The organism is Sphingomicrobium sp. XHP0239 (assembly GCF_039555325.1).
GTDB lineage: Bacteria > Pseudomonadota > Alphaproteobacteria > Sphingomonadales > Sphingomonadaceae > Sphingomicrobium > Sphingomicrobium maritimum.
Genome location: NZ_CP154608.1, coordinates 642,237 through 663,390, shown reverse-complemented (window position 1 = coordinate 663,390; position 21,154 = coordinate 642,237). Strand labels below are relative to the sequence as shown.

General features: G+C 65.2%; 20 protein-coding genes. 11 read left to right on the top strand and 9 right to left on the bottom strand.

Annotation, left to right across the window (positions count from 1 at the left end; all coding sequences use genetic code 11):
* Positions 1–35: 35 nt before the first annotated feature.
* From WJT74_RS03375 to WJT74_RS03365, 3 genes are read right to left on the bottom strand one after another with little or no spacing between them, the layout of a single operon-like run.
* Positions 36–593: a Smr/MutS family protein gene (locus WJT74_RS03375; protein WP_343346867.1), complete on the bottom strand. Its 558-nt coding sequence runs from the start codon at positions 591–593 to the stop codon at positions 36–38.
* Positions 574–1,779 (bottom strand): murein transglycosylase A, encoded by a 1,206-nt coding sequence (gene mltA, locus WJT74_RS03370; protein ID WP_343346865.1) that lies wholly within the window; start codon positions 1,777–1,779, stop codon positions 574–576. The genes WJT74_RS03375 and mltA overlap by 20 nt, the downstream gene beginning before the upstream one ends.
* Positions 1,779–2,435, bottom strand: a complete 657-nt coding sequence (locus tag WJT74_RS03365) for a Tim44/TimA family putative adaptor protein (protein WP_343346863.1) — start codon at positions 2,433–2,435, stop codon at positions 1,779–1,781. The genes mltA and WJT74_RS03365 overlap by 1 nt, the downstream gene beginning before the upstream one ends.
* A 202-nt stretch (positions 2,436–2,637) precedes the next feature.
* On the opposite strand from WJT74_RS03365, the gene secB reads away from it, so the two are divergent.
* From secB to WJT74_RS03335, 6 genes are all read left to right on the top strand, one after another.
* On the top strand, positions 2,638–3,201 hold the full coding sequence (gene secB / locus WJT74_RS03360) for a protein-export chaperone SecB (protein WP_343346862.1): 564 nt from the start codon (positions 2,638–2,640) through the stop codon (positions 3,199–3,201).
* A gap of 15 nt (positions 3,202–3,216) precedes the next feature.
* On the top strand, positions 3,217–4,779 hold the full coding sequence (gene murJ / locus WJT74_RS03355) for a murein biosynthesis integral membrane protein MurJ (protein WP_343346859.1): 1,563 nt from the start codon (positions 3,217–3,219) through the stop codon (positions 4,777–4,779).
* 2 nt (positions 4,780–4,781) lie between these two features.
* A complete protein-coding gene (gene trpS, locus WJT74_RS03350) occupies positions 4,782–5,777 on the top strand; it encodes a tryptophan--tRNA ligase (protein ID WP_343346857.1) in 996 nt (331 codons plus the stop codon).
* A 92-nt stretch (positions 5,778–5,869) separates the two neighbouring features.
* On the top strand, positions 5,870–6,565 hold the full coding sequence (locus WJT74_RS03345; protein WP_343346854.1) for a DUF4136 domain-containing protein: 696 nt from the start codon (positions 5,870–5,872) through the stop codon (positions 6,563–6,565).
* Between the two features lie 71 nt (positions 6,566–6,636).
* Positions 6,637–7,863, top strand: a complete 1,227-nt coding sequence (locus WJT74_RS03340; protein ID WP_343346851.1) for a histone deacetylase family protein — start codon at positions 6,637–6,639, stop codon at positions 7,861–7,863.
* Between the two features lie 599 nt (positions 7,864–8,462).
* A complete protein-coding gene (locus WJT74_RS03335) occupies positions 8,463–9,542 on the top strand; it encodes a S1C family serine protease (RefSeq protein ID WP_343346848.1) in 1,080 nt (359 codons plus the stop codon).
* Positions 9,543–9,608: 66 nt separating this feature from the next.
* Here WJT74_RS03335 and dnaA read toward each other — a convergent pair whose 3' ends face one another.
* The 3 genes from dnaA to mutM all read right to left on the bottom strand — a co-directional run bounded on the left by dnaA (position 9,609) and on the right by mutM (position 12,594).
* A complete protein-coding gene (gene dnaA / locus WJT74_RS03330; RefSeq protein WP_343346845.1) occupies positions 9,609–11,000 on the bottom strand; it encodes a chromosomal replication initiator protein DnaA in 1,392 nt (463 codons plus the stop codon).
* A 401-nt stretch (positions 11,001–11,401) separates the two neighbouring features.
* A complete protein-coding gene (rpsT, locus tag WJT74_RS03325) occupies positions 11,402–11,665 on the bottom strand; it encodes a 30S ribosomal protein S20 (RefSeq protein WP_343346843.1) in 264 nt (87 codons plus the stop codon).
* A 116-nt stretch (positions 11,666–11,781) separates the two neighbouring features.
* Positions 11,782–12,594: a bifunctional DNA-formamidopyrimidine glycosylase/DNA-(apurinic or apyrimidinic site) lyase gene (gene mutM / locus WJT74_RS03320; protein WP_343346841.1), complete on the bottom strand. Its 813-nt coding sequence runs from the start codon at positions 12,592–12,594 to the stop codon at positions 11,782–11,784.
* Between the two features lie 60 nt (positions 12,595–12,654).
* Here mutM and WJT74_RS03315 point away from each other — a divergent pair, with 60 nt between their 5' ends.
* A complete protein-coding gene (locus WJT74_RS03315; protein ID WP_343346838.1) occupies positions 12,655–13,404 on the top strand; it encodes a class I SAM-dependent methyltransferase in 750 nt (249 codons plus the stop codon).
* Positions 13,405–13,415: 11 nt separating this feature from the next.
* Positions 13,416–14,948 (top strand): 2-polyprenylphenol 6-hydroxylase, encoded by a 1,533-nt coding sequence (gene ubiB / locus WJT74_RS03310; protein WP_343346835.1) that lies wholly within the window; start codon positions 13,416–13,418, stop codon positions 14,946–14,948.
* On the opposite strand, the gene WJT74_RS03305 is transcribed toward ubiB, so the two are convergent.
* Complete coding sequence (locus tag WJT74_RS03305; RefSeq protein ID WP_343346833.1) at positions 14,937–15,677, bottom strand: bacteriorhodopsin; 741 nt, start codon at positions 15,675–15,677, stop codon at positions 14,937–14,939. The two genes, ubiB and WJT74_RS03305, sit on opposite strands and share 12 nt — an antisense overlap.
* A 92-nt stretch (positions 15,678–15,769) precedes the next feature.
* Complete coding sequence (locus WJT74_RS12215) at positions 15,770–15,886, bottom strand: SHOCT domain-containing protein (protein ID WP_432215237.1); 117 nt, start codon at positions 15,884–15,886, stop codon at positions 15,770–15,772.
* A 315-nt stretch (positions 15,887–16,201) separates the two neighbouring features.
* On the opposite strand from WJT74_RS12215, the gene coaBC reads away from it, so the two are divergent.
* The 3 genes from coaBC to WJT74_RS03290 are packed head-to-tail and all read left to right on the top strand — an operon-like array spanning position 16,202 to position 18,581.
* Complete coding sequence (gene coaBC / locus WJT74_RS03300; RefSeq protein ID WP_343346830.1) at positions 16,202–17,401, top strand: bifunctional phosphopantothenoylcysteine decarboxylase/phosphopantothenate--cysteine ligase CoaBC; 1,200 nt, start codon at positions 16,202–16,204, stop codon at positions 17,399–17,401.
* Positions 17,398–17,841 carry a dUTP diphosphatase gene (gene dut, locus WJT74_RS03295; RefSeq protein WP_343346829.1) on the top strand — a complete coding sequence of 148 codons (444 nt, stop codon included), beginning with the start codon at positions 17,398–17,400 and terminating at the stop codon, positions 17,839–17,841. Before coaBC ends, dut begins: the two co-directional genes overlap by 4 nt.
* A complete protein-coding gene (locus WJT74_RS03290; RefSeq protein WP_343346826.1) occupies positions 17,838–18,581 on the top strand; it encodes a HesA/MoeB/ThiF family protein in 744 nt (247 codons plus the stop codon). Before dut ends, WJT74_RS03290 begins: the two co-directional genes overlap by 4 nt.
* On the opposite strand, the gene topA is transcribed toward WJT74_RS03290, so the two are convergent.
* Positions 18,578–21,109 (bottom strand): type I DNA topoisomerase, encoded by a 2,532-nt coding sequence (gene topA / locus WJT74_RS03285; RefSeq protein WP_343346824.1) that lies wholly within the window; start codon positions 21,107–21,109, stop codon positions 18,578–18,580. The two genes, WJT74_RS03290 and topA, sit on opposite strands and share 4 nt — an antisense overlap.
* Positions 21,110–21,154 lie beyond the last annotated feature (45 nt).

Genomic DNA, 21,154 nt, shown 5'->3' with positions numbered 1-21,154 from the left:
CACCCCGGCGGTTCTCCGCCCTGTCCCCAACGACCTTATCGGGGGCGTCGGAGCACCAGATAGAGCGCGCCGCGACCACCATGCGGGGGAGCCGCGGGACGCACCGCCGCGATGGCGTCGGCATGGCGCGACGCGCCGAGCCAGTCGTGGACCGCGCCACGGATGCGTCCACGCGTGACCGGTGGTTCGCCCTTGGGCGCGTGACCGGTGATCAGCAAGACCAACCGCTCGCCGGAACCGATCGCCCGTTCCAGCCCTCGGTCGATCGCTTCCCAGGCATCGTCGAGGCGGCATCCGTGCAGGTCGATGGTGCGGTCGGGGGACAATTTTCCCTGCCGCAGCCGACGGTCCCACCCGCCATCCAGCGTCGCGTCGAGGTGCCGGTCGGCCGGTCGTGGAACGATCGTCGGTCGGTCCCGCTTGACCGCACTGCGCGCAGTCGCAACCTGCTGGGCCGTAGGAGCGGGAGCAGACACCGGGCGCGGACCCGACACCTCGTTCTGGCTATCCGTTGCACGGTCGCGTGAGAGCGGCTGGATGGTCGCCGCGACCTTTGCCCAGAGCTCCTTTTCCTCAGCGCTGAGCGAGCGCACGTGCCACCGCCCCGCGCGGCAGCAACAGCCGCGCCCGCCCGTTCGAGGACATCTCGCCGGCGATCCGCTTGGCCGCCGCGCCCGCGCCCCAGAAAGTGTCGAAGCGGTTCGCGCCCTTGATCGCGCCACCCGTGTCCTGCGCCACCCAGATGCCGTCGGCCACGTCATTTTCCATGTCGAGCCATACCGGCGCGCCGAGCGGCACGAACTTGGGATCGGCGGCGACCGTGCCGAGGGGCGTGACCGCGACTTCGAGCGCCCCCAAGGGCCCCTCCCCGGTCAATTCGCGGAAGAAGATGTAGCTCGGATTCTCGTTCATCAGCGCCGCGCCGCGAACCGGGTCGGCGCGCAGATAGTTCTGAATCGATTCCAGCGTGATCGTGCCGCTTTCCATGATCCCGCGCTCGCGCAACAACCGCCCGATCGCGACATATTCGCGCCCGTTCTGGTTGGCATAGCCGATCCGAACGACCTCCCCGCCCGGCAGAAGAAGTCGGCCCGATCCCTGGATCTGGAGGAAGAACAGATCGACGGGATCGGCATAGGCGATTTCCAGCCCGCGACCCCGCAATGCACCACTCTCGATCGCTTCGCGGTCGTAGTAACGGACGAAATTGCCAGCACGATCGTACCGTCCGCGTCCCTCGCCCGACCCGTCGGTGAAGGTGCCGCGTACCAGATCGTCGGGAACGCGATAGACGGGCGAGTTCAGCGTTGCGGTGGGCGTGCGGCTCCCCTCGATCTGCGGTTCGAAATAACCCGTCGCGAACGCATCGCCACCGGCGATCTCGACCCATTCGAACTGACGGGAAAAGAATTCGATCGCCTGGGTCGATGCCAGGCTGCGCGCGGTGGTGCACAGCGGCTGCCAGTCCGCGCGTTCGGTCAGCCCCGACTGATCGGAGCGGGCAAGCAGCTTGGGACAGGATTTGATGAAGGCCGTCAGCGCCCGCTCGGCCTGCTCCTGTCGGAGCGGCTCGGCGGCGACCCGCCGGATGGGGGCGCGAATGGCGCTTTCGTAAGCGGGTTCTGCGGCTTCGATCGTCGGGGGCACGGCGGCCGTGCTGGTCGTCACCGGCGCTGTCCGGACCGGCGGCGGGCGCAACGGTTCGGGCGCGGTGGCGCAGGCGCCGATGCCGAGACTGAGGGCGAACAGGCCCGCGACACGGGCCGAGGCGCGCGCCATCACGATTCCTCGTCGGTTTCGACCAGCATCCAATTGGGATCCTTCGCCGCGACATCACGGCGGAAGGTCCAGCGATCGCGCGTCTGGACGGCATCGTCCATCGAACCGGCGACCACATCGCCTTCCTCGTTGCGGGTCACGGCGGCGATATCGGCCTCGAAGCGAACCGTCAGTTCGGCGATCGACTGGTCGAGCCGTGCCGCCACGATGATCGCATCCTCGACCGCGATCAGGCGGTTGTCGAGGGTCAGTGCCTGCGCCTCGCGCGCCTCGACGGCACCCGCGAACGCTTCGTAGACATTGTCGTCGACGAACTCGCGCACATCTTCGAGCCTGCCCTGCCAGAACGCTTCCAGGATCATCCGATAGGCACTCGTCGCGCCTTCGAGAAAACGCGCCACGTCGAAGCCCGGATCGGCAGCCAGCACGGCGCGCACACCCGGCCCGGCGAGCGGGACGTAGGCCATCTGGCTGTCATCGTCGATCGGCGAGGCCGCCGGACCGGTCATGTCATGTTTCGGTTCGACCATCTTGGGTTCGGCGTCGCTCGCGGGTTCCACGAGCGACTGTTCGTGCCCGGTCCGTTCGCCCAGCACGCTGAACAGCCGGAGGCCGATGAAAAGGGCGACGAGGGCGAGGATGACGAGAGCGGTCAATGAAACTTCCTGACGAACGATGGTAACGATGCGATGACCCTAACATAGGGCCCTTAACCCATGCTTTCAAAGCCTGTGTCGGTGGGCAACGCACGAAAGCCGCGTTGCGTCGCATTTGCGGGCCTGCTAACCGCGCCATCGCATCATTGATCGCGCACGCGGTCCTCCGCGACCCCGCGTCACCCAATCAGGATATCATCACATGGCCGACGACAACAACGACCTTCCGCCCGCATCCGAGCCCGGCACCATGCCGCCGCCGCAGGACATGGACCAGCGGCCCTCGATCCAGAGCCTTGCACAATATGTGAAGGATCTGTCGGTCGAGAATCCGCGCGCGCCGAAGAGCCTCCAGGACAAGGGCAAGCCCCAGATCGACCTCGGCTTCAACATCGAGGTCAACAAGGTCCAGGACGACGTCCACGAAGTGACGCTTAAGGTCGATTGCTCGGCCAAGACCGACGAGGGCACCCAGTTCGTCATCGACCTTTCCTATGCAGGGCTGTTTGCACTCCGCAACATTCCCGACGACCAGCTCCAGCCGATCATGCTCGTCGAGCTCCCACGCCAGCTGTTCCCCTTCGCGCGGCAGGTCATTGCCGATGCCACGCATCAGGCGGGCTTCCAGCCGCTGCTCCTCGACCCGATCGATTTCGGTCAGGTCTACATGCAGCAGATGCAGTCGATGGCGGCCCAGCAGCAGGGCCAAGGCAACGGTGGACCGGGCGACACCCCGCCCGCGCCGCCGCCCGCTTCCGACGCCTAGGGCGAGCGCCACGACATGAACCTCGTCAAGGCCGGGGGCACGATCGGCGGCCTGACGCTCGTCAGCCGCATCCTCGGTTTCGTGCGCGAGATCGTGCTCGCCGCCGTCATGGGGGCGAGCGCGGCCGCCGACGTCTTCTATTTCGCCTTCACCATCCCCAACCAGCTGCGACGGCTGCTCGGCGAGGGCGCCTTCAGCCAGGGATTCGTGCCCCTGTTCGCGCGCCGCGTCGGCAAGGACGGCGATCTCGAGGATGCCCGCCGCTTCGCCGAAGAAGTGCAGGCGGTGTTCCTGCCGGTCCTCATGGTCATCACGATCGTCTTCGTGATCGCCATGCCCGCGCTGATGCTCGTCATCGGGGCAGGATGGCGCGACGATCCGGAAAAATTCAATCTCGCGGTCGAACTGACGCAGATCACCTTCCCCTATCTCATCTTCATCGCGCTCGTGTCGCTGTTTTCGGGCATCCTCAATTCACTGTCGCGCTTCACGGCCGCGGCCTTCGCACCCGCCTTGCTCAATGTCGCGTTGGTCGGCGCCCTGCTGATCTGGGATAGCGGCGGCGCGACGACGGCGCGGGCGATGGCATGGTCGGTTCTCGCGGGCGGCGTGCTCCAGCTGGCGCTGACCGTGATCGCGACGCGCCGCGCTGGGCTGAAGCTGGCGCTTCGTCCGCCGCGCATGACGCCGCGGGTCAAGGAGTTGCTGCGCCTCATGATCCCCGCGACGATCGGTGCGGGGGGCTATTACGTCAGCCAGCTGTTCTATGCCTATTTCGTCACCCGGCTCGACGACGGCAGCTTTGTCTATCTGCAGCAGGCCGACCGTCTGAACCAGCTCCCCCTCGCGCTGATCGGCTCGGCCATCGGGGTCGCCATCCTTCCGGCGATCAGCCGCCATATCGGGCAGGACGAGTTCAAGCAGGCCGCCAACGTACAGGGCCGCGCCACCGAACTCGCCATGCTGCTGACCATTCCCGCGACCGTCGCGCTGATGGTGGTTGCCGAACCGATCATGACCGCTCTGTTCGCGCGGGGCCGGTTCTCGGAGGAGGACGCGGCGGTATCGGGTCTGGTCCTTTCCATGCTCGCGTTCGGATTGCCGGCCTACGTCATGATCAAGGTGCTCGCCCCCGGCTTCTTCGCCCGCAAGGACATGAAGACACCCGCGATCATCACGATCGTGACCCTCGGGCTCGGCGTGATCGCCAATTTCATGTTCATCGGCGAATACGGCATCATCGTCCTGCCGATCGCGACGGCGGCGGCGGCGTGGGCCAATGCGCTGGCGCTCTATATCATCCTCGCCCGACGCGGTCATTTCTCGATCGAGCCCTGGTTGCTCGGCAGACTGCTGAAACAGTTGCTGTGCGCCGCCGTCATGGCCGCGATCCTGATCGGGTGCGAAATTCTCTTCGCCGACTGGTTCGCCGCAGGCAGCGCGCGCCAGTTCCTCGCCCTCGCGGTCACCTGCGGGTCGGGCGGCGCGGCTTATCTGGTGCTCGCATGGATCATCGGCGCGATGGATAAGCAGGACATCCTCCTGCTGCTCGGCAAGAAGAAGATGAGGAAGCTGTAACGATGCGCGTCGTCTCCGGAATTCAGCCTACGGGTGACCTGCACCTCGGCAACCTCCTGGGTGCGATCCTTCGCTGGGTCGACATGCAGGACGAGACCGACTGCTTCTTCTTCCTCGCCGATCTTCACGCCATCACGGTCGACAGCAATCCCGAGAAGCTGCGCCGTGACGTGCGCGAGATGGCGGCCGCGCTGCTCGCCAGCGGGATCGACCCCGAACGATCGACCCTGTTCGCACACAGCGACGTGCCCGCGCACCCGGAGATGGCGTGGCTCCTCTCCTGCACGGCGCGGATGGGTTGGTTGAGCCGCATGACGCAGTTCAAGGCCAAGTCGGGCAAGCACCGCGAACAGGCGAGCGTGGGGCTGTTCACCTATCCCGTGCTGCAGGCCGCCGACGTCTTGCTGTACCAGGCGACTCACGTCCCCGTGGGCGAGGATCAGAAGCAGCATATCGAACTGGCCCGCGACATTGCCGAAAGCTTCAACCATCACGCGGGCGAAGAGGTGTTCACCGCGCCCGAACCCTATATCGGCGCGGGTCGCGCCGCACGGGTGATGAGCCTGCGCGATGCGTCGAACAAGATGTCGAAGTCCGACCCGTCGGACATGAGCCGCATCAACCTTACCGACGACGACGACACCATCCGGACGAAGATCAAGAAGGCGCGCACGGACCCCGAACCGCTTCCCGACACGCCCGGGGGACTGGAAGGACGCGCCGAAGCGACCAACCTCGTCGGCATCATGGCCGCGGTGACCGATCGTTCGGAGGAAGAAGTGCTGCGCGAGTTCGCCGGTCAGGGTTTCGGCCAGTTCAAACCCGCGCTCGGCGATGCGCTGGTCGCCCGGCTGGCCCCGATCCGCACGCGACTCGAAAACTTCCGCGCCGATCCCGATACGCTCGACTCGATCCTTGACGCCGGGGCGGCGAAGGCGCGCGACACGGCGCAACCGACCCTCGATCGCGCCTATCGAACCCTCGGCCTAAGGCGTTGAGGGGCCAGTATTAATAGCTTCATGATGGGTTCACGGTGAACTATGCTATAAGCAGAGTCACTTATTCAGCCCATCCAGGAGCTCAGAGTTTCATGCGTACGCTCATCAAAGCCGCGGTCGCCAGCACCGCCCTTCTCGGCCTGACCGGCTGCGCCACCAGCGGATTTCCCGCGCAGGTGTCGCGTTTCCAGGCCATGCCCGCCCCAACGGGCGAAAGTTTCTACATCGTCCCGATGGATAGCGAGAACGAGGGCGGCCTCGAATTCTCGCGCTATGCCGCGATGGTCGCCAGCGAGATGGCCGAGGAAGGCTATGTCGCCGCGCCGTCGCGCGATGCGGCCACCATGCTGGTCGAGGTCGGCTATGGCGTCGACGACGGTCGCCAGCGGATCGTCGGCGATCGGTTCGGCCCGCGCTTCGGCGTCGGTCTCGGCTATAGCCGTCTGGGCTATGGCGGTTACTACCCCTTCTATCGTCGCTCACTCTTCTCGCGGCACCGCTATTACGGTCCGCGTCTCGGCTTTGCCTTCGGATGGGACGATCCCTTCTGGTACGGCCGCGGCATCCGCAGCTACGACGAATATCGCTCGCGGCTCGAGGTCGACATCCGTCGCACCGCCGACAACCAGGCGATCTTCGAAGGCACTGCACTGGCGCGCAGCCGCACCGACAATCTCGGCACGCTCGTTCCCAATCTGATCGAAGCGATGTTCACCGACTTCCCGGGCCGCAACGGCGAAACCGTGAAGATCACGGTGCGCGACGAGGACGACGACCGCCGTCGTTAACGCATCGCCGCCGCATCAAGGAAACAGCCCGCCCGGCTTCGTGCCGCGGCGGGCTTTTCTTTGCGGGTCGCGTGCCGCATCGTCGCGCGATGCTGATCTTCCATTCTCAATGCCAGCGGGGTCACGCGCCGACCCGCGAATTCCACAATGGCGACTGGACCGACTTCGCCGAATGTCCCGAACGGGTCGATGCCATGCTGGCGGCGCTCGGCCCCACGGCCGAACCCGACGATCATGGCTTGGACGCGATCCTCGCGGTTCACGATGCGGACTATGTCGAGTTCCTCCGCACCGCGCATGAAGATTGGGTCGCCGCGGGGCGCACCGGCGATGCCATCGGCTACGCCTTCCCCGTCGTGCGCCGCGTCAAACGATCGCACGAGCGGATCGACGCGCGGCTGGGAATGTTCGGGTTCGACGCATCGACCCCCATCGCCGCGGGAACGTGGGACGCGACCTATCAGTCCGCGCAATGCGCGCTGTCCGCTGTTGCCGCCATCGAACGCGGGGACGTGCGCCAGGCTTTCGCGCTGTCGCGCCCGCCCGGCCATCATGCGGGGTCCGACTACCGGGGAGGCTACTGCTATCTCAATGCCGCGGCGATCGCTGCCCGCGCGGCGCAGGCTCGCGGGCTCGGCCGCGTGTCCATCCTCGACGTCGACTATCATCACGGCAACGGGACGCAGGACATCTTCTACGAGGACGGCGACATCTTCTTCGCCTCGATCCACGCCGATCCGTCCACCGACTATCCCTTCTTCTGGGGGCATGCCGACGAACGCGGCAGCGGCAGCGGCAAAGGGGCGACGCTCAACCTCCCCCTCCCCCGAGGCACCGGATGGGACGCCTATGCCCCTGCGCTCGACCGCGCGATCGCCGCCATCGAAGACAGGGGCACGGAGATGCTGGTCGTGTCCTACGGCGCCGACACGTTCATCGACGATCCCATCAGTTTCTTCGCGCTGACGACAGACGACATGCGCCGCATCGGCGCCCGCATTGCCGCCACGCAATTGCCGGTCGTGGCGGTCATGGAGGGCGGCTACGCGATCGAGGCGCTAGGGCGCAATGTCGCCGCATTCATCGACGGTCTCGAGGCGAAATGGGACTCGACAACGAGGACATTCTCCGAAGGTGACGAACATGCTCTCCACATCGCTGCTGGTCGCTTTGGTTCTGCCAAACGCAGAGCCTTCATTCCAACAACAAGCTGCGCCCTCCCATGCGGCCGAGCGAGAGACCCGCTTCGCGCTTCTTCCCCACATCTTCATCGATTTGCATCGTGGACTGGAAACTAATCGCGGCAGTGACCGCGCGGGAGTCATAAAAGACTGCGGGTCGGAAACATGGAATTGTCTCACCGGCACAACCTTCAACATCATGTGGCGAAAGGAATGCGGGCCTTACGAGGCAGGGCAAAGCTGGAGCGTTGACACACGAGACGGCGAGCCCGTCGAATTTGAGGTGCTTCACGAATTGAGTTCGGGCTACGTGCATTCGCCGCGATCGCGTTGGCTCGTTTCATCGACTTACGATCCCGACGTCGTCTACATTTTTACGGACGGGATCGGCCTAACCGGTCTGGTCCAGGATCCGCTACGGCGCAGCGATCTCGCATCTCGGCTGGAATCCGCAGAAAAACGCGAAGAGGTTCGCACATCGGGCGGCAGAACGGAGGACGGTCTCCACGTGTCCAACCTGGTCGGATGGGGAAAGATCGGCGAGTGCGTCTAAGCAGGACCGCTTCATGAAGCGCGGAGCCATGGATGCCGCTGGCGGGCATTCGAATGGTTGAACCCCGCGGCGCGGCTCCTACGTCGGTGCCGTGAAACCCTCCGCTTCAACTTCCATTCACAAGAACCGGGCCTTCATGGTCTTTCTTGTATTGGTGAATGTCATGCTCCTGATCGCCGTTGCCGCCCTTCTTACGGCCCAACCCGCCGTCCAGTCGCTTCCCGCGCAGCCATCCGAGGCGCGTACCGTGACCCCGCGCGGCGACCTCGGCGCGGACGAACGTTCGACAATCCAGCTGTTCCAGACTGCGCGCGAATCGGTCGTCGCCATCTCGACCAGCGAAAGCGTGCGCGACTTCATGAGCCGCAACGTGATGCAGGTGCCGCGCGGCTCCGGCTCGGGCTTCGTCTGGGACGAGCGCGGGCATGTCATCACCAACTGGCACGTGCTCGAAGGCGCGAGCGGCGCCCAGGTCCAGCTCGCCGACGGACGCGAATTCGATGCCGAGCTGGTCGGCGCCAGTCCCGCGCACGATCTTGCGGTCCTGCGGATCGGCGGCTCGGCGTTCGCCTCTCCCGCCCGCATCCCCGTCGGTTCGTCGAACGACCTTCAGGTCGGACAGGCGGTCTTTGCGATCGGCAACCCCTTCGGGCTGGACTGGACGCTGACCACCGGGATCGTGTCGGCACTGGAACGCTCGCTCCCGCGCGGCGACGGGCCCGACATCCGGCAGCTCATCCAGACCGACGCGGCCATCAACCCCGGTAATTCTGGCGGGCCGCTGCTTGACAGCGCCGGACGGCTGATCGGCGTCAACACCGCCATCTTCTCGCCATCGGGCGCCAATGCCGGCATCGGGTTCGCGGTGCCGGTCGACACCGTCATGCGCGTGGTGCCGCAGCTGATCGCCAACGGCCGCTACGCCCGCCCCAGTATCGGGATCGACAGCGACGAGGCGTTCAATGCGCGTCTCAAACGCGCCTCGGGCATCGAGGGCGTGTTCGTGCTCCAGGTCGAAAGCGGCAGCCCCGCTGCCCGCGCCGGTCTCCAGCCCGCCCGCCGCACGCGCCGTGGCGTTGCCGCGGGCGACATCATCGTCGCGCTCGACGGGCAGGAAGTGGACCGCGTCGGCGATCTGCTCGCACGGCTGGACGATTATGCGATCGGCGAGCGCGTTCGACTGACCCTCATCCGTGACGGCGAGCGCCGCGCGGTAGATGTCGAACTGGAAGCGGGAAGCTAGATCCGAGCGTCCTGCGGCACCGCGGGTGCGGCTTTTGGCGTCAGGAGCAAGCGGTCGAAAACGCGCCTAATTCTCGAGCTGACGTTGCAGCATCCGGATATCGGCGTCGAGTTCCGCATCCGCCGCACGCAAGCTCTCGATCCGCTTCACGGCATGAATCACGGTCGTATGGTCGCGCCCGCCGAAACGCCGTCCGATATCTGGCAGGCTCTTGGGGGTGAGCTGCTTCGACAGGTACATCGCCACCTGCCGTGGGCGGGCCACTTCGCGCGCCCGTCGTGCCGACGTCATCTCGGCCTTGCGGATCGAGAAATGCGCCGCCACCCGCGTCTGGATCTCGTCGATCGAGATGCGGCGCTGATTAGCGCGCAGCACATTGGCGAGCACTTCCTCGACGAACGGCACGTCGATGTCCTTGCCCGTCATCATGGCATAAGCGGCAATGCGGTTGAGCGCGCCCTCAAGCTCGCGGATCGAATTGGTGATGCGACGCGCGAGGAAGTCGATCACGTCGGCGGGCATCTCGACGCCCGTCAACTGGTCCAGCTTGGCGCGCAGGATATTGAGCCGCAGCTCGTAATCCGCCGCGTTGATGTCCGCGACCAGCCCCCATGACAGACGCGACAGGATGCGCGGCTCGATCCCGTCGAGATCCTGCGGCGCGCGGTCGGACGTGATCACCAGGCGGCGGCCCGCGGTGATGATCTCGTTCATCGTATGGAAGAATTCTTCCTGGGTCGATTCCTTGCCCGCGATGAACTGGACGTCGTCGACCAGCAGGAGATCGGCCGAACGCAGCCGGTTCTTGAAGGTGAACGTGTCGTTCTCGCGCAGCGCCGTGACGAACTCCACCATGAACTTCTCGGCCGACATCGACACGACCAGCGCATCGGGATTGCGCTCGAGAAACCGTTGACCGATGGCATGCAGCAGGTGGGTCTTGCCGCGGCCCGTGCCGCCATGAATGAACAGCGGGTTGAAGGTCGCGCGGTCGGCATCGGCGAGCGTCCGGGAAGCGGTCGCCGCAACCTCGTTCGCCTTGCCGACGATGAAATGTTCGAACGTCTGGCGCGGGTCGAAATTAGGTCGCGGATGCCGCGGCGCGGACGAAGCGGTCTCGTGAGAAGCGGCGGGCGCATTTTCCAGCACCAGCATCGGCGAGGGCCGGGGCGCGCCGTCGCCGGGCACCAGCTTCACGTCGCGAACCACCGGCAGGAGGTGCCGCCACGCCAAGGCAATCCGATCGCCGAAATGGGACTTCACCCAATCGGCCATAAACTGCGAAGGCATCACGATATGAAGACATCCGCTTTCGGGATCGAAGCGGCCGAGCTCGGCGGGCTTCACCCAGCCGTCGAACGTGCGCGCACCAAGGTCCTTGCGAAGGCCGGAACGGATTTCGTCCCACGCTGCCTCGAACGGAGCCTGCTCGGACCCGGGAGCGTTGCGTCGACGCATAGCTTCTCCCTCGCCTTGCACTGGCTCGCGCCTCCTCTTGACCAAATGTGCGTCAGGCAAAGCGGCTCTGTTACGCGCAGACACCTGGGTGCCGCGGCGTCCGTGACTGCCGTCTCTACCTTGCCCCCCGGGGACCTGAATCGCCGCCGGAGAAGCTGTTTTAAGAGCCCTGAGCGCCGCTGTTCAAGACTCGTTTTTTCATTTGGATGAAATAATTGGTATTGACAGCGCAAAGCCGCGGAAAATCGATTTATAGCGGTTTTCTGGTCTTTTTCGGACTGTCTGCTACTCGACACAGTCACGAATCGCGGAAAGTCCTAGACTTTTTTCAGTCACCAAAAAGAAACGGACCGCCGGGGGCTTTCCCGACGGTCCGTCACCTGTTTCGCGATGAAACGAAATTAATCCAGAGCAGCAACCCGCTTCGACAGCCGGCTCATCTTCCGCGCCGCGGTGTTCTTGTGCATCACGCCTTTCGCGACACCGCGGGCGATTTCCGGCTGCGCCGCACGAAGCGCCTTCTGCGCGTCGTCCTGCTTGCCTTCCTCGATCGCGGCTTCGACGGCCTTGATGTGGGTGCGGATGCGGCTGACGCGCGCACCGTTGATTTCCGCGCGGCGCTCGTTGCGACGGATGCGCTTACGCGCTTGCGGCGAATTCGCCATAGATGATGACCTCGATCTCGTACGTTGAAAAAGTAAACGGTGCCCAGGCTCCAAGAGCAGGCACCGGCATGCGCGCTCCCTTACAAAGATGTCCTGATGAGGTCAAGCGAGACCGCTCATCGCTGGCACCGGGCGCAATAGAAGGTCGACCGCCCGCCCTGGACCCGGCGTCGGATCGCAGCCCCGCACCGATGACACTCTTTCCCCTCGCGCCCATACACGTCGAACTTCTTGGAGAAATAGCCCAAGTCGCCATCGGGCTGGGCATAGTCGCGCAGCGTCGATCCACCTGCCGCGATCGCTTCGTCCAACACCGCGGGGATCGCCTGCGCCAATCTTTCGAGCCGCATTCTGCTCACGCTACCTGCCTTGCGTCCGGGCGCGATCCCCGCGCGGAACAGCGCCTCGCACACGTAGATATTGCCCAGTCCCGCGATCACCCGCTGGTCGAGCAGTGCCAGCTTGATCGCCACTTTCTTCCCCGCAAGGCGCGCCCGCAATTCTTCCGCATCGACGACCGGCAAGGGTTCGGGCCCCATCCCGGCAAAGCCCGCGAACGACGCCTCGGCGTCGCTACGCACCAGGTCGATCGAACCGAACCGCCGCGGATCGTTGAGCGCGACGCGGCGCCCTTCCCCGGTTTCCAGCACGAGATGATCGTGCGTTTCCAACGTCTCGGGATCGATCCGCCAGCGGCCCGACATCCCCAGATGGAAGATCATCGTGTCGCCTCGGTCGGTGCGCACCAGCCCGTATTTCGCCCGTCGCGCCAGTTCGGTGACGCGCGCACTCGTCAGCGCCTGTCCAAGCCCCTCCGGAAAAGGCCGCCGCAAGTCCGCGCGCCGCAGAACGACGCGCGTGATCGTGGCTCCTTCCAAGATCGGGCGCAGCCCACGTACGGTGGTTTCGACTTCGGGAAGCTCGGGCATGGTCGATCCGGGACGTAAGACCCGTTCCCCCTGCCCTCAAGCCCTGCTAGCAACCGGCGCATGAGCGACAAGCCCACAAGTGACGGACAAGTCTGGTTCGGCGACACCCCGGTCGAGGCCCAGGAGAAAACCCGCCGCGTCGGCGAGGTCTTCACCTCGGTCGCGGCGCGCTACGACGTGATGAACGACCTCATGTCGGGCGGAATGCATCGACTGTGGAAGGACCGGTTCGTCGCCAAGGTCGCCCCTCGGTCCGGCGAGCGGATCCTCGACATGGCGGGCGGGACCGGCGATATCGCCTTCCGCATGGCGCGGCGCGGTGCCGATGTCACCGTCGCGGACATCAACCCCGATATGCTCGACGTCGGCCGGACACGCGCCCGCAAACGCGGCCTGGAAGGTCTCGCGTGGCGGGTCGAGAATGCCGAGGCGCTGAACACCGCCGACGACGCCTACGACGCCTATACCATCGCCTTCGGGATCCGGAACGTCACCGACATCCCCGCAGCGCTGCGGGAAGCCTATCGAACCCTGAAACGCGGGGGGCGTTTCTACTGCCTCGAATTCTCGACCAGCGAGTGGCCGGGGTTCGGCAATGCCTACGACCTCTATGCCGAGAATGTCATCCCGCGGGTCGGAAAAGCCGTCGCGGGCGATGCGGACAGCTACCAATACTTGGTCGAATCGATCCGCCGCTTTCCGCGGATGGCCGCGTTCGAGGCGATGATCGGCGACGCCGGGTTCGCCAACACCTCGCACACGCCGATCCTCGGCGGACTGGTCGCGATCCATTCGGGTTGGAAGGTCTAGGCGCGCGATCGATGGCCACACGACTGACCCACCTGTCCCGCTTGATGCGCTGGGGACGCACGCTCGCCCGTCACGGCGCTTTGCGCGGGATCGAGAACGATCCGCTGACCCCGCCGCACGTCCGCCGTCTCCTACGCATTGCGCGCTTCGGCACGCGCCAGCCCGCCACGCCCGACTATGCCGCCGCCTTTCAGGAGATCGGCCCCGCCGCCATCAAGTTGGGACAGGCGCTCGCGACCCGTCCCGATCTGGTCGGCGAGGAAGCGGCGGAAAACCTGCGCTTCCTTCAGGACGATCTCCCGCCCGCGCCCTTTGCGAAGGTTCGCCACCAGATCGAGACCGCGCTCGGCGCGCCGCTCGAGAGCCTGTATGCCGAATTCGACGAGACCCCCGTCGGCGCCGCGTCCATCGCGCAGGTTCACAAGGCCGTCACCACCGAAGGCCGCACCGTCGCGGTGAAGGTGTTGCGCCCCGGGATCGAGGACACGTTCGCCGACGCGCTCGAAACATACGAATGGGCCGCCGCGCAGGTCGAGGGCTTCGGCGGCGAGGCGGAGCGTCTTCGCCCGCGCCAGGTCATCGCCCAGTTCCGCCAGTGGACCCGCCGCGAACTCGATTTCCAGCGCGAAGCCGCCAGCGCGTCCGAGCTCAAGGAGAACATGGTCGCCGAACCCGGCTTCTACGTCCCCGAGATCGACTGGCGCCGCACCTCGCGCCGCGTCCTTACGATGGAATGGCTCGAAGGGACCAAGGTCACCAAGCGCGCCCAACTGGTGGAGAAGGGGCACGACCTTCCGCGCCTCGCCCGCGTTCTCGTCCGGGCGTTCCTGCGCCAGGCGGTGGTCGACGGCTTCTTCCATGCCGACCTGCACCAGGGCAATCTGATCGCGCTGGACGACGGCCGCCTCGCCGCGGTCGATTTCGGGATCATGGGCCGTATCGACCGGCAGGCGCGACTTTGGCTCGCGGAAATTCTCTACGGCCTCATCACCGGCAATTACCGCCGCGTCGCCGAGATCCACTTCGAGGCGCAATACGTTCCTGCGCACCATAGCGTCGATGAATTCGCCACCGCACTGCGCGCCGTCGGCGAACCCATCCGCGGGCTGCCCGTCAAGGAGATCAGCGTCGGGCGCATGCTCGAAGGCCTGTTCGCCATCACCCACGATTTCGACATGGCGACCCAGCCGCACCTCCTGCTGCTGCAGAAGACCATGGTGATGGAGGAAGGCGTGGTCGTCAGCCTCGATCCCGACATCAACATGTGGGAAGTCTCCGAGCCGTTCCTCGCCGGCTGGATGCGGACCGAACTCGGCCCCGAAGTGCAGATCGCGGACCGGCTCACGGCCCTGCGTCGCACGATCGAGCGGCTGCCGCACCTCATCGACAAGATCGACGCCAGCTATCCCGAGAAGGGCGGGGCGCCACCGGCGGCTCCCTTGCCCGAGGTGAAGATCATCGAACGCCCCAACTTCCTGGGCTATTTCCTCACCGCGCTGATCGCAGGATCCGCCGGCGCGGGCCTCGTCGCCCTATTCGGCTGAACCGGCGGCGGTCTGGCGCCGCCGCGCGCGGGGATCCTCCTCGTCCAGATCGGGATACTTGGGCGCCAGCTTGCGCAATTCGTACAGATCGAAGATCGAGAAACCGACCTTGGAGAAGATCGGCAGGATGACGAACAGCGCCACGTCGTTGCCCAGTACGCCCAGCCCCGAGGGCCCCAGCGCCCAGACCAAGGGATAGCCGAACCACAGCAGCGTGAAATAGCCCGCCAGTTTCGTATAGGCTTTCCCGATCTCCTCGTTGTGCGCATAGGCCTCGCGTCTCACGCGCCCCCAGAGGATCGACAGGATCAGCGCCAGGCACACACACCCCGTGATGTACCAGAACCACTGCTGCGTCGGTTCGGTCGACAGATCGGCGAGCAGCCCCGACAGGATCATGACGACGTCGAGACCCATCAACGTCGCCAGCGTCGTCTTGTCGAGCGGCCGGAAGAACATGCCGGTCGACCCCAGAGCGAACAGGAGTAGCGGCGTCGTGACGACCCAGTCGAGATAGCGGGCGAGATAGACCGTTCGGCCCGCGACCTCGATCGTACCCATGTCGAGTGCCATCGCGGTATAGGCCAGCCCCGACCAGACGGGGATGAAGATCGCGATGGCATATTCATATTGCGGCACGCGCTTGGGATCGCGGCTCCACAGAACGAACAGCAGCGCGCCCGCAGCCATGCATGCCACATAGAACCAGTGCCAATTCGTCTCGGTCATCGGTTGCACCCCTGTCTGTCGTTTCGCGCCCAACGTCCGGTGGCTGGCGAAGGCTCCCACACGATCGATTGCGGGCGCGGCGCTGGTGGCGCTTATCTAATTCGCTCGAGCATTTCGGCTTTCTTTTTCGCGTATTCCTCGTCTGTCAGAAAGCCGTCTTTGTGCAACTCGCCCAGCCTACGGATCTGATCGAACTGCAGTTGCTTCATTTGGCCCAGTCGCACCATCCCCGAGTCGTCGTTCGTCCCATCCTGCATGGAATGCGTCTCCTTCGTTCTGGCGATTTTCGATAACCAGCTTATCGTGTGTGGAGTCGATCAAGCTGATGTATTGTGTTACAACAGCAATCTTATCAAACACAACTCCCGCCGAGTTCGAGCACTTTCCTATTAGGATTTTGCCTGTCATGACGGCGCCTATGCCCACTCACTTTCCCTCTCGCGCCCTGCTCAGGTCCGGTGCCGCACGGGAAGGTAATTCGGCAGGAACCTGCCGTTACCTTTGTGAACTTCCGGATCTCGAGAATGGCTAGGCTTCTGCTCATCATCGGCGGCGGAATCGCAGCCTTCAAGACCGCCGAACTGGTTCGCGCCGTCCGCAAGGCGGGCCATGAGGTCACGCCCGTGCTCACCGACGGTGCCCAGCACTTCGTCACCCCCATGAGTCTCGCGGCGCTTTCCGAAAGCCCCGTCTACACTTCGCTTTGGGATCTCAAGAACGAGGTGGAGATGGGACACATCGAACTCTCTCGCGCCGCCGATCACGTGCTCGTCTGCCCCGCCACCGCCGATCTGATCGCGAAGATGGCCGCGGGTCTCGCCACCGATCTCGCCACGACCCTACTCCTCGCCACCGACAAGCCCGTAACCGTCGCTCCCGCGATGAACGTGCGCATGTGGCTTCACCCGGCGACGCAGCGGAACGTCGAACGACTGCGCGCCGACGGCGTCACCGTCCTCGATCCGGACGAGGGTGCGATGGCCTGCGGCGAATTCGGTCCGGGACGCCTACCGGAAATCGACGCGATCATCGACGCCCTGCCTCTCGACGCCGCGGAAAATCCTGCGGCGACGCTCAGACCGGATCGTGGGAAGCTTGCCGGAAAGCACGTTCTCGTGACCGCCGGCCCGACGCACGAGCCGATCGACCCCGTCCGCGTGATTGCCAACCGTTCCTCGGGGAAGCAGGGCTTCGCCATCGCCGCCGCCGCCGCGGTCGCGGGCGCGCGGGTCACTTTAGTGGCGGGTCCGGTGAATCTCGACACGCCTCCCGGTGTCGCGCGGATCGACGTCGAGACCGCCCGCCAGATGCACGCGGCGGTCACGGCCGCTCTGCCCGCCGATGCCGCCATCCTGGTCGCCGCCGTGGCCGACTGGCGCGTCGAGGCCAGCGATGCGAAGCTCAAGAAGGGCGCGGGCCCGCCCGAACTGACCTTTCAGGCGAACCCCGACATTCTCGCCGACCTCGGCGATCATCCGGACCGCCCTTCGCTCCTCGTCGGTTTCGCGGCCGAGACCGACGACGTGATCGCGAACGCGCGGTCCAAGCGCGAACGCAAGAACGCCGACTGGATCCTCGCCAACGATGTCAGCGGCGATGTCATGGGCGGAGACGACAATCGCATCCACCTCGTCACGGAAAAAGGCGTCGAGGATTGGGAAAGCATGACCAAGACCGCCGTCGCGCGGCACCTCATCGACAGGATCGCGGAAAACCTCGCATGACCATCAGTATCCAGCTCAAGCGCCTCCCCCATGGCGAGGGCCTCCCCCTCCCCGCCTACGCCACCGACGGCGCGGCGGGCATGGACGTGGTCAGTGCCGAAGATGTGACGATCGCACCCGGGCACCGGCACGCCGTCGCCACCGGCCTGTCGGTCGCCATCCCCCGCGGCTACGAAATCCAGGTGCGGCCGCGCTCCGGCCTCGCCTTCAAGCATGGCGTCACGGTTCCCAATACGCCCGGTACGATCGACAGCGACTATCGCGGCGAGTTGAAGGTGCTGTTGATCAACCACGGACCCGACCCGTTCGTGATCGAGCGGGGCGAACGGATTGCGCAGCTCGTTCCCGCCGCCGTCACCCTCGCCCGGTTCGAAGAAGTCGGCACGCTCGACGATACCGCACGCGGCGAAGGCGGGTTTGGCAGTACCGGCACCCAGTGACCGATCTCAACGACGACGAACTCGACCGCTACGCCCGCCACATCGTCCTGCCCCAGATCGGCGGCGTCGGGCAAAGGCGGCTCAAGGCTGCGCGGGTCGCACTGGTCGGCGCGGGCGGGATCGGATCGGGCGCGCTTCCCGCGCTGGTCGGCGCGGGGATCGGCCATATCACCCTGATCGACGACGACGCCGTCAGCCTGTCGAACCTCCAGCGGCAACCGCTGTTCACCACCGCCGACATCGGTGCGGGCAAGGCCCCGCTCGCCCGCCGTTTCGCCGAAGCGCGCAATCCGCACGTCGCCATCGACGCGCACGCGACGAACATCACCGCCGAAAATGCAGCCGACCTCCTTGGCGGTCACGATCTCGTGATAGACGGCACCGACAATTTCGCGACGCGTCTGACGGTCAGCGACACCTGTATGTCTCTCGATATCCCGCTTCTCAGCGCCGCGGCGCAGCAACTGCAGGGTCAACTCGGCCTGTGGCGTGGCAGGCCCTGCTACCGTTGTTTCGTCGGGGATGCGTTCGACAGCGACGATTGCGATACCTGCGCCGAAACCGGCGTCGTCGGCGCGCTCACCGGAATGATGGGCAACATGGCCGCGCTGATGGCGATCCGCCTCGTCTGCGGTGTCGGACCCGATGATGCGGGTACGCTGCATCTCTACGACGGCCTTCAGAACCGCTGGCGAGCCATCGCGATCCCCGCCGACCCAAGCTGCAAGGCCTGCGGCTAGTCGCCTTTCTTCGCAGCCGGCTTCTTCTTTGCCGCCGTCTTCTTCTTGGCCGGTGCCTTTTTGTTGGCGGGTGCCTTGCGCTTCTTTTTCGCCGGAGCCTTGGCGGCGCGTTCGTCGATCAGCGTCACCGCCTGATCCAGCGTGACGTCCTTCGGATCCGTGCCGCGCGGAATGGTGGCATTGACGTTGCCGTCGGTGACGTAAGGGCCGTACCGCCCGTCCATCACCAGGATCTCGCCCTCGGTCGTCGGATGCTTTCCGAGTTTCGCGAGCGGCTCGCGCTTCCCGCGCTGTCCCCGCTGGCCCTTATTGGCTTTCGCTTCGGCCAGCTTCGCCACCGCCGCGTTCATGCCAGTCTCGAACACCTCGTCGGTCGATGACAGTCGGGCGTAGTTGCCGTCGTGCAGCAGGTACGGGCCATAGCGGCCGATCGACGCCGAGATCATGTTTCCCGTTTCCGGATGCGCCCCGATCTCGCGCGGGAGCGACAGCAGCTTCTCCGCCCATTCGACGTCGATATCTTCAGGCTTCATGTCCTTCGGGATCGACGCGCGCTTCTTCTCGCCTTCGACGTCCTTTTCGACATAGGGCCCGAAACGACCGACCTTCAGCTCGATCCCCTCGCCAAGTTCGCTCGGCCCCGGATTGGCATCCTCGCCGCGCACCCCGAACGGGCGCGTATAGTCGCATTCCGGATGATTTTCGCACCCGATGAAGGCGCCGAACTTGCCGCCCTTCAGCGCCAGCCGACCTCCGTCCTTCGGACACGTTCGCGGATCGCCGCCGTCTTCGGTCGCCGGGAAGAGATAAGGTTCGAGAAACTGGTCGAGCGCCGCGGTGATGTCGCTCGGCTTCTGCTCCATGACTTCGCCCGCCTTGGGCTTGAAGTCACGCCAGAACGCCTCAAGCATCGCCTGCCAGCCCATCCGGCCACCCGACACATCGTCGAGTTCCTCCTCCAGCTCGGCGGTGTAATCGTAATTGACGTAGCGTTCGAAGAACCGTTCGAGGAATGCGGTCACCAACCGGCCGCTCTCCTCGGGAATGAAGCGCTTTTGGTCGAGCCGCACATAGTCGCGGTCCTTCAGCGTCTGTAGCGTGGCGGCATAGGTCGACGGGCGACCGATCCCCAATTCTTCGAGCCGTTTGACCAGGCTCGCTTCGGAGAAGCGCGGCGGCGGCTGGGTGAAGTGCTGGGTCGCGGTCACCTCGCGCTTTGCCGGCGCATCACCCTCGCGCAGCAACGGCATCTTGCCTCCGTCTTCTTCGTCCGAGCGATCGTCGCGCCCTTCTTCATACAGCGCGAGGAAGCCCGCGAACTTCACGACCTGCCCCGTGGCGCGCAGCGTCGCACGGCCCGCACCGTCGGCCAGCTCGACCGTGGTGCGTTCCAGCCGCGCAGCCGCCATCTGGCTCGCCAGCGCGCGGTTGTAGATCAGCGTGTAGAGCTTTGCCGCATCGCCCGATCCGGCACGATCCTTGCGGAAGTTGGTGGGACGGATCGCCTCGTGCGCTTCCTGCGCATTCTTGGCCTTCGACTTGTACTGGCGCGGTTTGTCGGGGAGGTATCCCGCGTCGTAGCGGTCCGCGATCGCATGCCGCGCGGCGGACAGCGCCTCGCCTGCCATCGTCACCCCGTCGGTCCGCATGTAGGTGATCGCACCCGCTTCGTAGAGACCCTGCGCGAGGCTCATCGTATGGCTGGCCGAATAGCCCAGCTTTCGCGCTGCCTCCTGCTGCAGGGTCGATGTCGTGAAGGGCGGCGGCGGATTGCGAGTCAGCGGCTTCTGCTCGACGCTCTCGACCGTGAAGCTGCCCGACTCGATCACCGCCTTGGCCGCATCGGCTTCGGCCTTGCTGGAGATCGTCAGACGGTCGATCTTCTTCTCGTCCAGCTTCACCAGCCGCGCATCGAACGGCGTCCCCGCTTGCTCGAACTGGGCGCCGACCTGCCAATATTCCTGCGGATTGAAAATTTCGATCTCGCGCTCGCGGTCGACGATCAGCCGCAAGGCGACCGACTGCACTCGCCCGGCGGATCGAGCGCCCGGCAACTTGCGCCACAGGATCGGGGACAGCGTGAAGCCGACCAGATAATCGAGCGCGCGACGCGCCCGGTAAGCGTCGATCAGATCTTCATCGAGGCCCCGCGGCGCGGCCATCGCGTCGTTCACCGCTTTCTTGGTGATCTGGTTGAAAGTCACCCGCTTCGTGTCCTCGGGCAGCGCCTTCTTCTTCGCCAGATATTCCTGAACGTGCCAGCTGATCGCCTCGCCCTCGCGGTCGGGGTCGGTCGCGAGGATCAGCGTGTCGGCGGTCTTGGCCGCATCGGTGATGGCCTTCAGCTGCTTGGTCTTGTCCGAGTTGTTCGACCATTTCATCTCGAAGCCGTGGTCCGGATCGACCGACCCGTCCTTGGGCGGCAGGTCGCGAACGTGGCCATAGCTTGCCAGCACCTTGTGCCCGCTGCCCAGATATTTCTCGATGGTCTTCGCCTTGGCCGGCGATTCCACGATGACGAGTTTCAAAATCCGCTTCCCCGAAATGTGCCTTCACGTACGCGCGATGGTGCG

Excerpts from the sequence above, each read along its gene's own strand:
- mltA (WP_343346865.1), bottom strand. The coding sequence starts at position 1,779 with ATGGCGCGCGCCTCGGCCCGTGTCGCGGGCCTGTTCGCCCTCAGTCTC.
- secB (WP_343346862.1), top strand. The coding sequence starts at position 2,638 with ATGGCCGACGACAACAACGACCTTCCGCCCGCATCCGAGCCCGGCACC.
- murJ (WP_343346859.1), top strand. The coding sequence starts at position 3,217 with ATGAACCTCGTCAAGGCCGGGGGCACGATCGGCGGCCTGACGCTCGTC.
- trpS (WP_343346857.1), top strand. The coding sequence starts at position 4,782 with ATGCGCGTCGTCTCCGGAATTCAGCCTACGGGTGACCTGCACCTCGGC.
- WJT74_RS03345 (WP_343346854.1), top strand. The coding sequence starts at position 5,870 with ATGCGTACGCTCATCAAAGCCGCGGTCGCCAGCACCGCCCTTCTCGGC.
- WJT74_RS03335 (WP_343346848.1), top strand. The coding sequence starts at position 8,463 with ATGCTCCTGATCGCCGTTGCCGCCCTTCTTACGGCCCAACCCGCCGTC.
- dnaA (WP_343346845.1), bottom strand. The coding sequence starts at position 11,000 with ATGCGTCGACGCAACGCTCCCGGGTCCGAGCAGGCTCCGTTCGAGGCA.
- rpsT (WP_343346843.1), bottom strand. The coding sequence starts at position 11,665 with ATGGCGAATTCGCCGCAAGCGCGTAAGCGCATCCGTCGCAACGAGCGC.
- mutM (WP_343346841.1), bottom strand. The coding sequence starts at position 12,594 with ATGCCCGAGCTTCCCGAAGTCGAAACCACCGTACGTGGGCTGCGCCCG.
- WJT74_RS03315 (WP_343346838.1), top strand. The coding sequence starts at position 12,655 with ATGAGCGACAAGCCCACAAGTGACGGACAAGTCTGGTTCGGCGACACC.
- ubiB (WP_343346835.1), top strand. The coding sequence starts at position 13,416 with ATGGCCACACGACTGACCCACCTGTCCCGCTTGATGCGCTGGGGACGC.
- WJT74_RS03305 (WP_343346833.1), bottom strand. The coding sequence starts at position 15,677 with ATGACCGAGACGAATTGGCACTGGTTCTATGTGGCATGCATGGCTGCG.
- WJT74_RS12215 (WP_432215237.1), bottom strand. The coding sequence starts at position 15,886 with ATGAAGCAACTGCAGTTCGATCAGATCCGTAGGCTGGGCGAGTTGCAC.
- coaBC (WP_343346830.1), top strand. The coding sequence starts at position 16,202 with ATGGCTAGGCTTCTGCTCATCATCGGCGGCGGAATCGCAGCCTTCAAG.
- dut (WP_343346829.1), top strand. The coding sequence starts at position 17,398 with ATGACCATCAGTATCCAGCTCAAGCGCCTCCCCCATGGCGAGGGCCTC.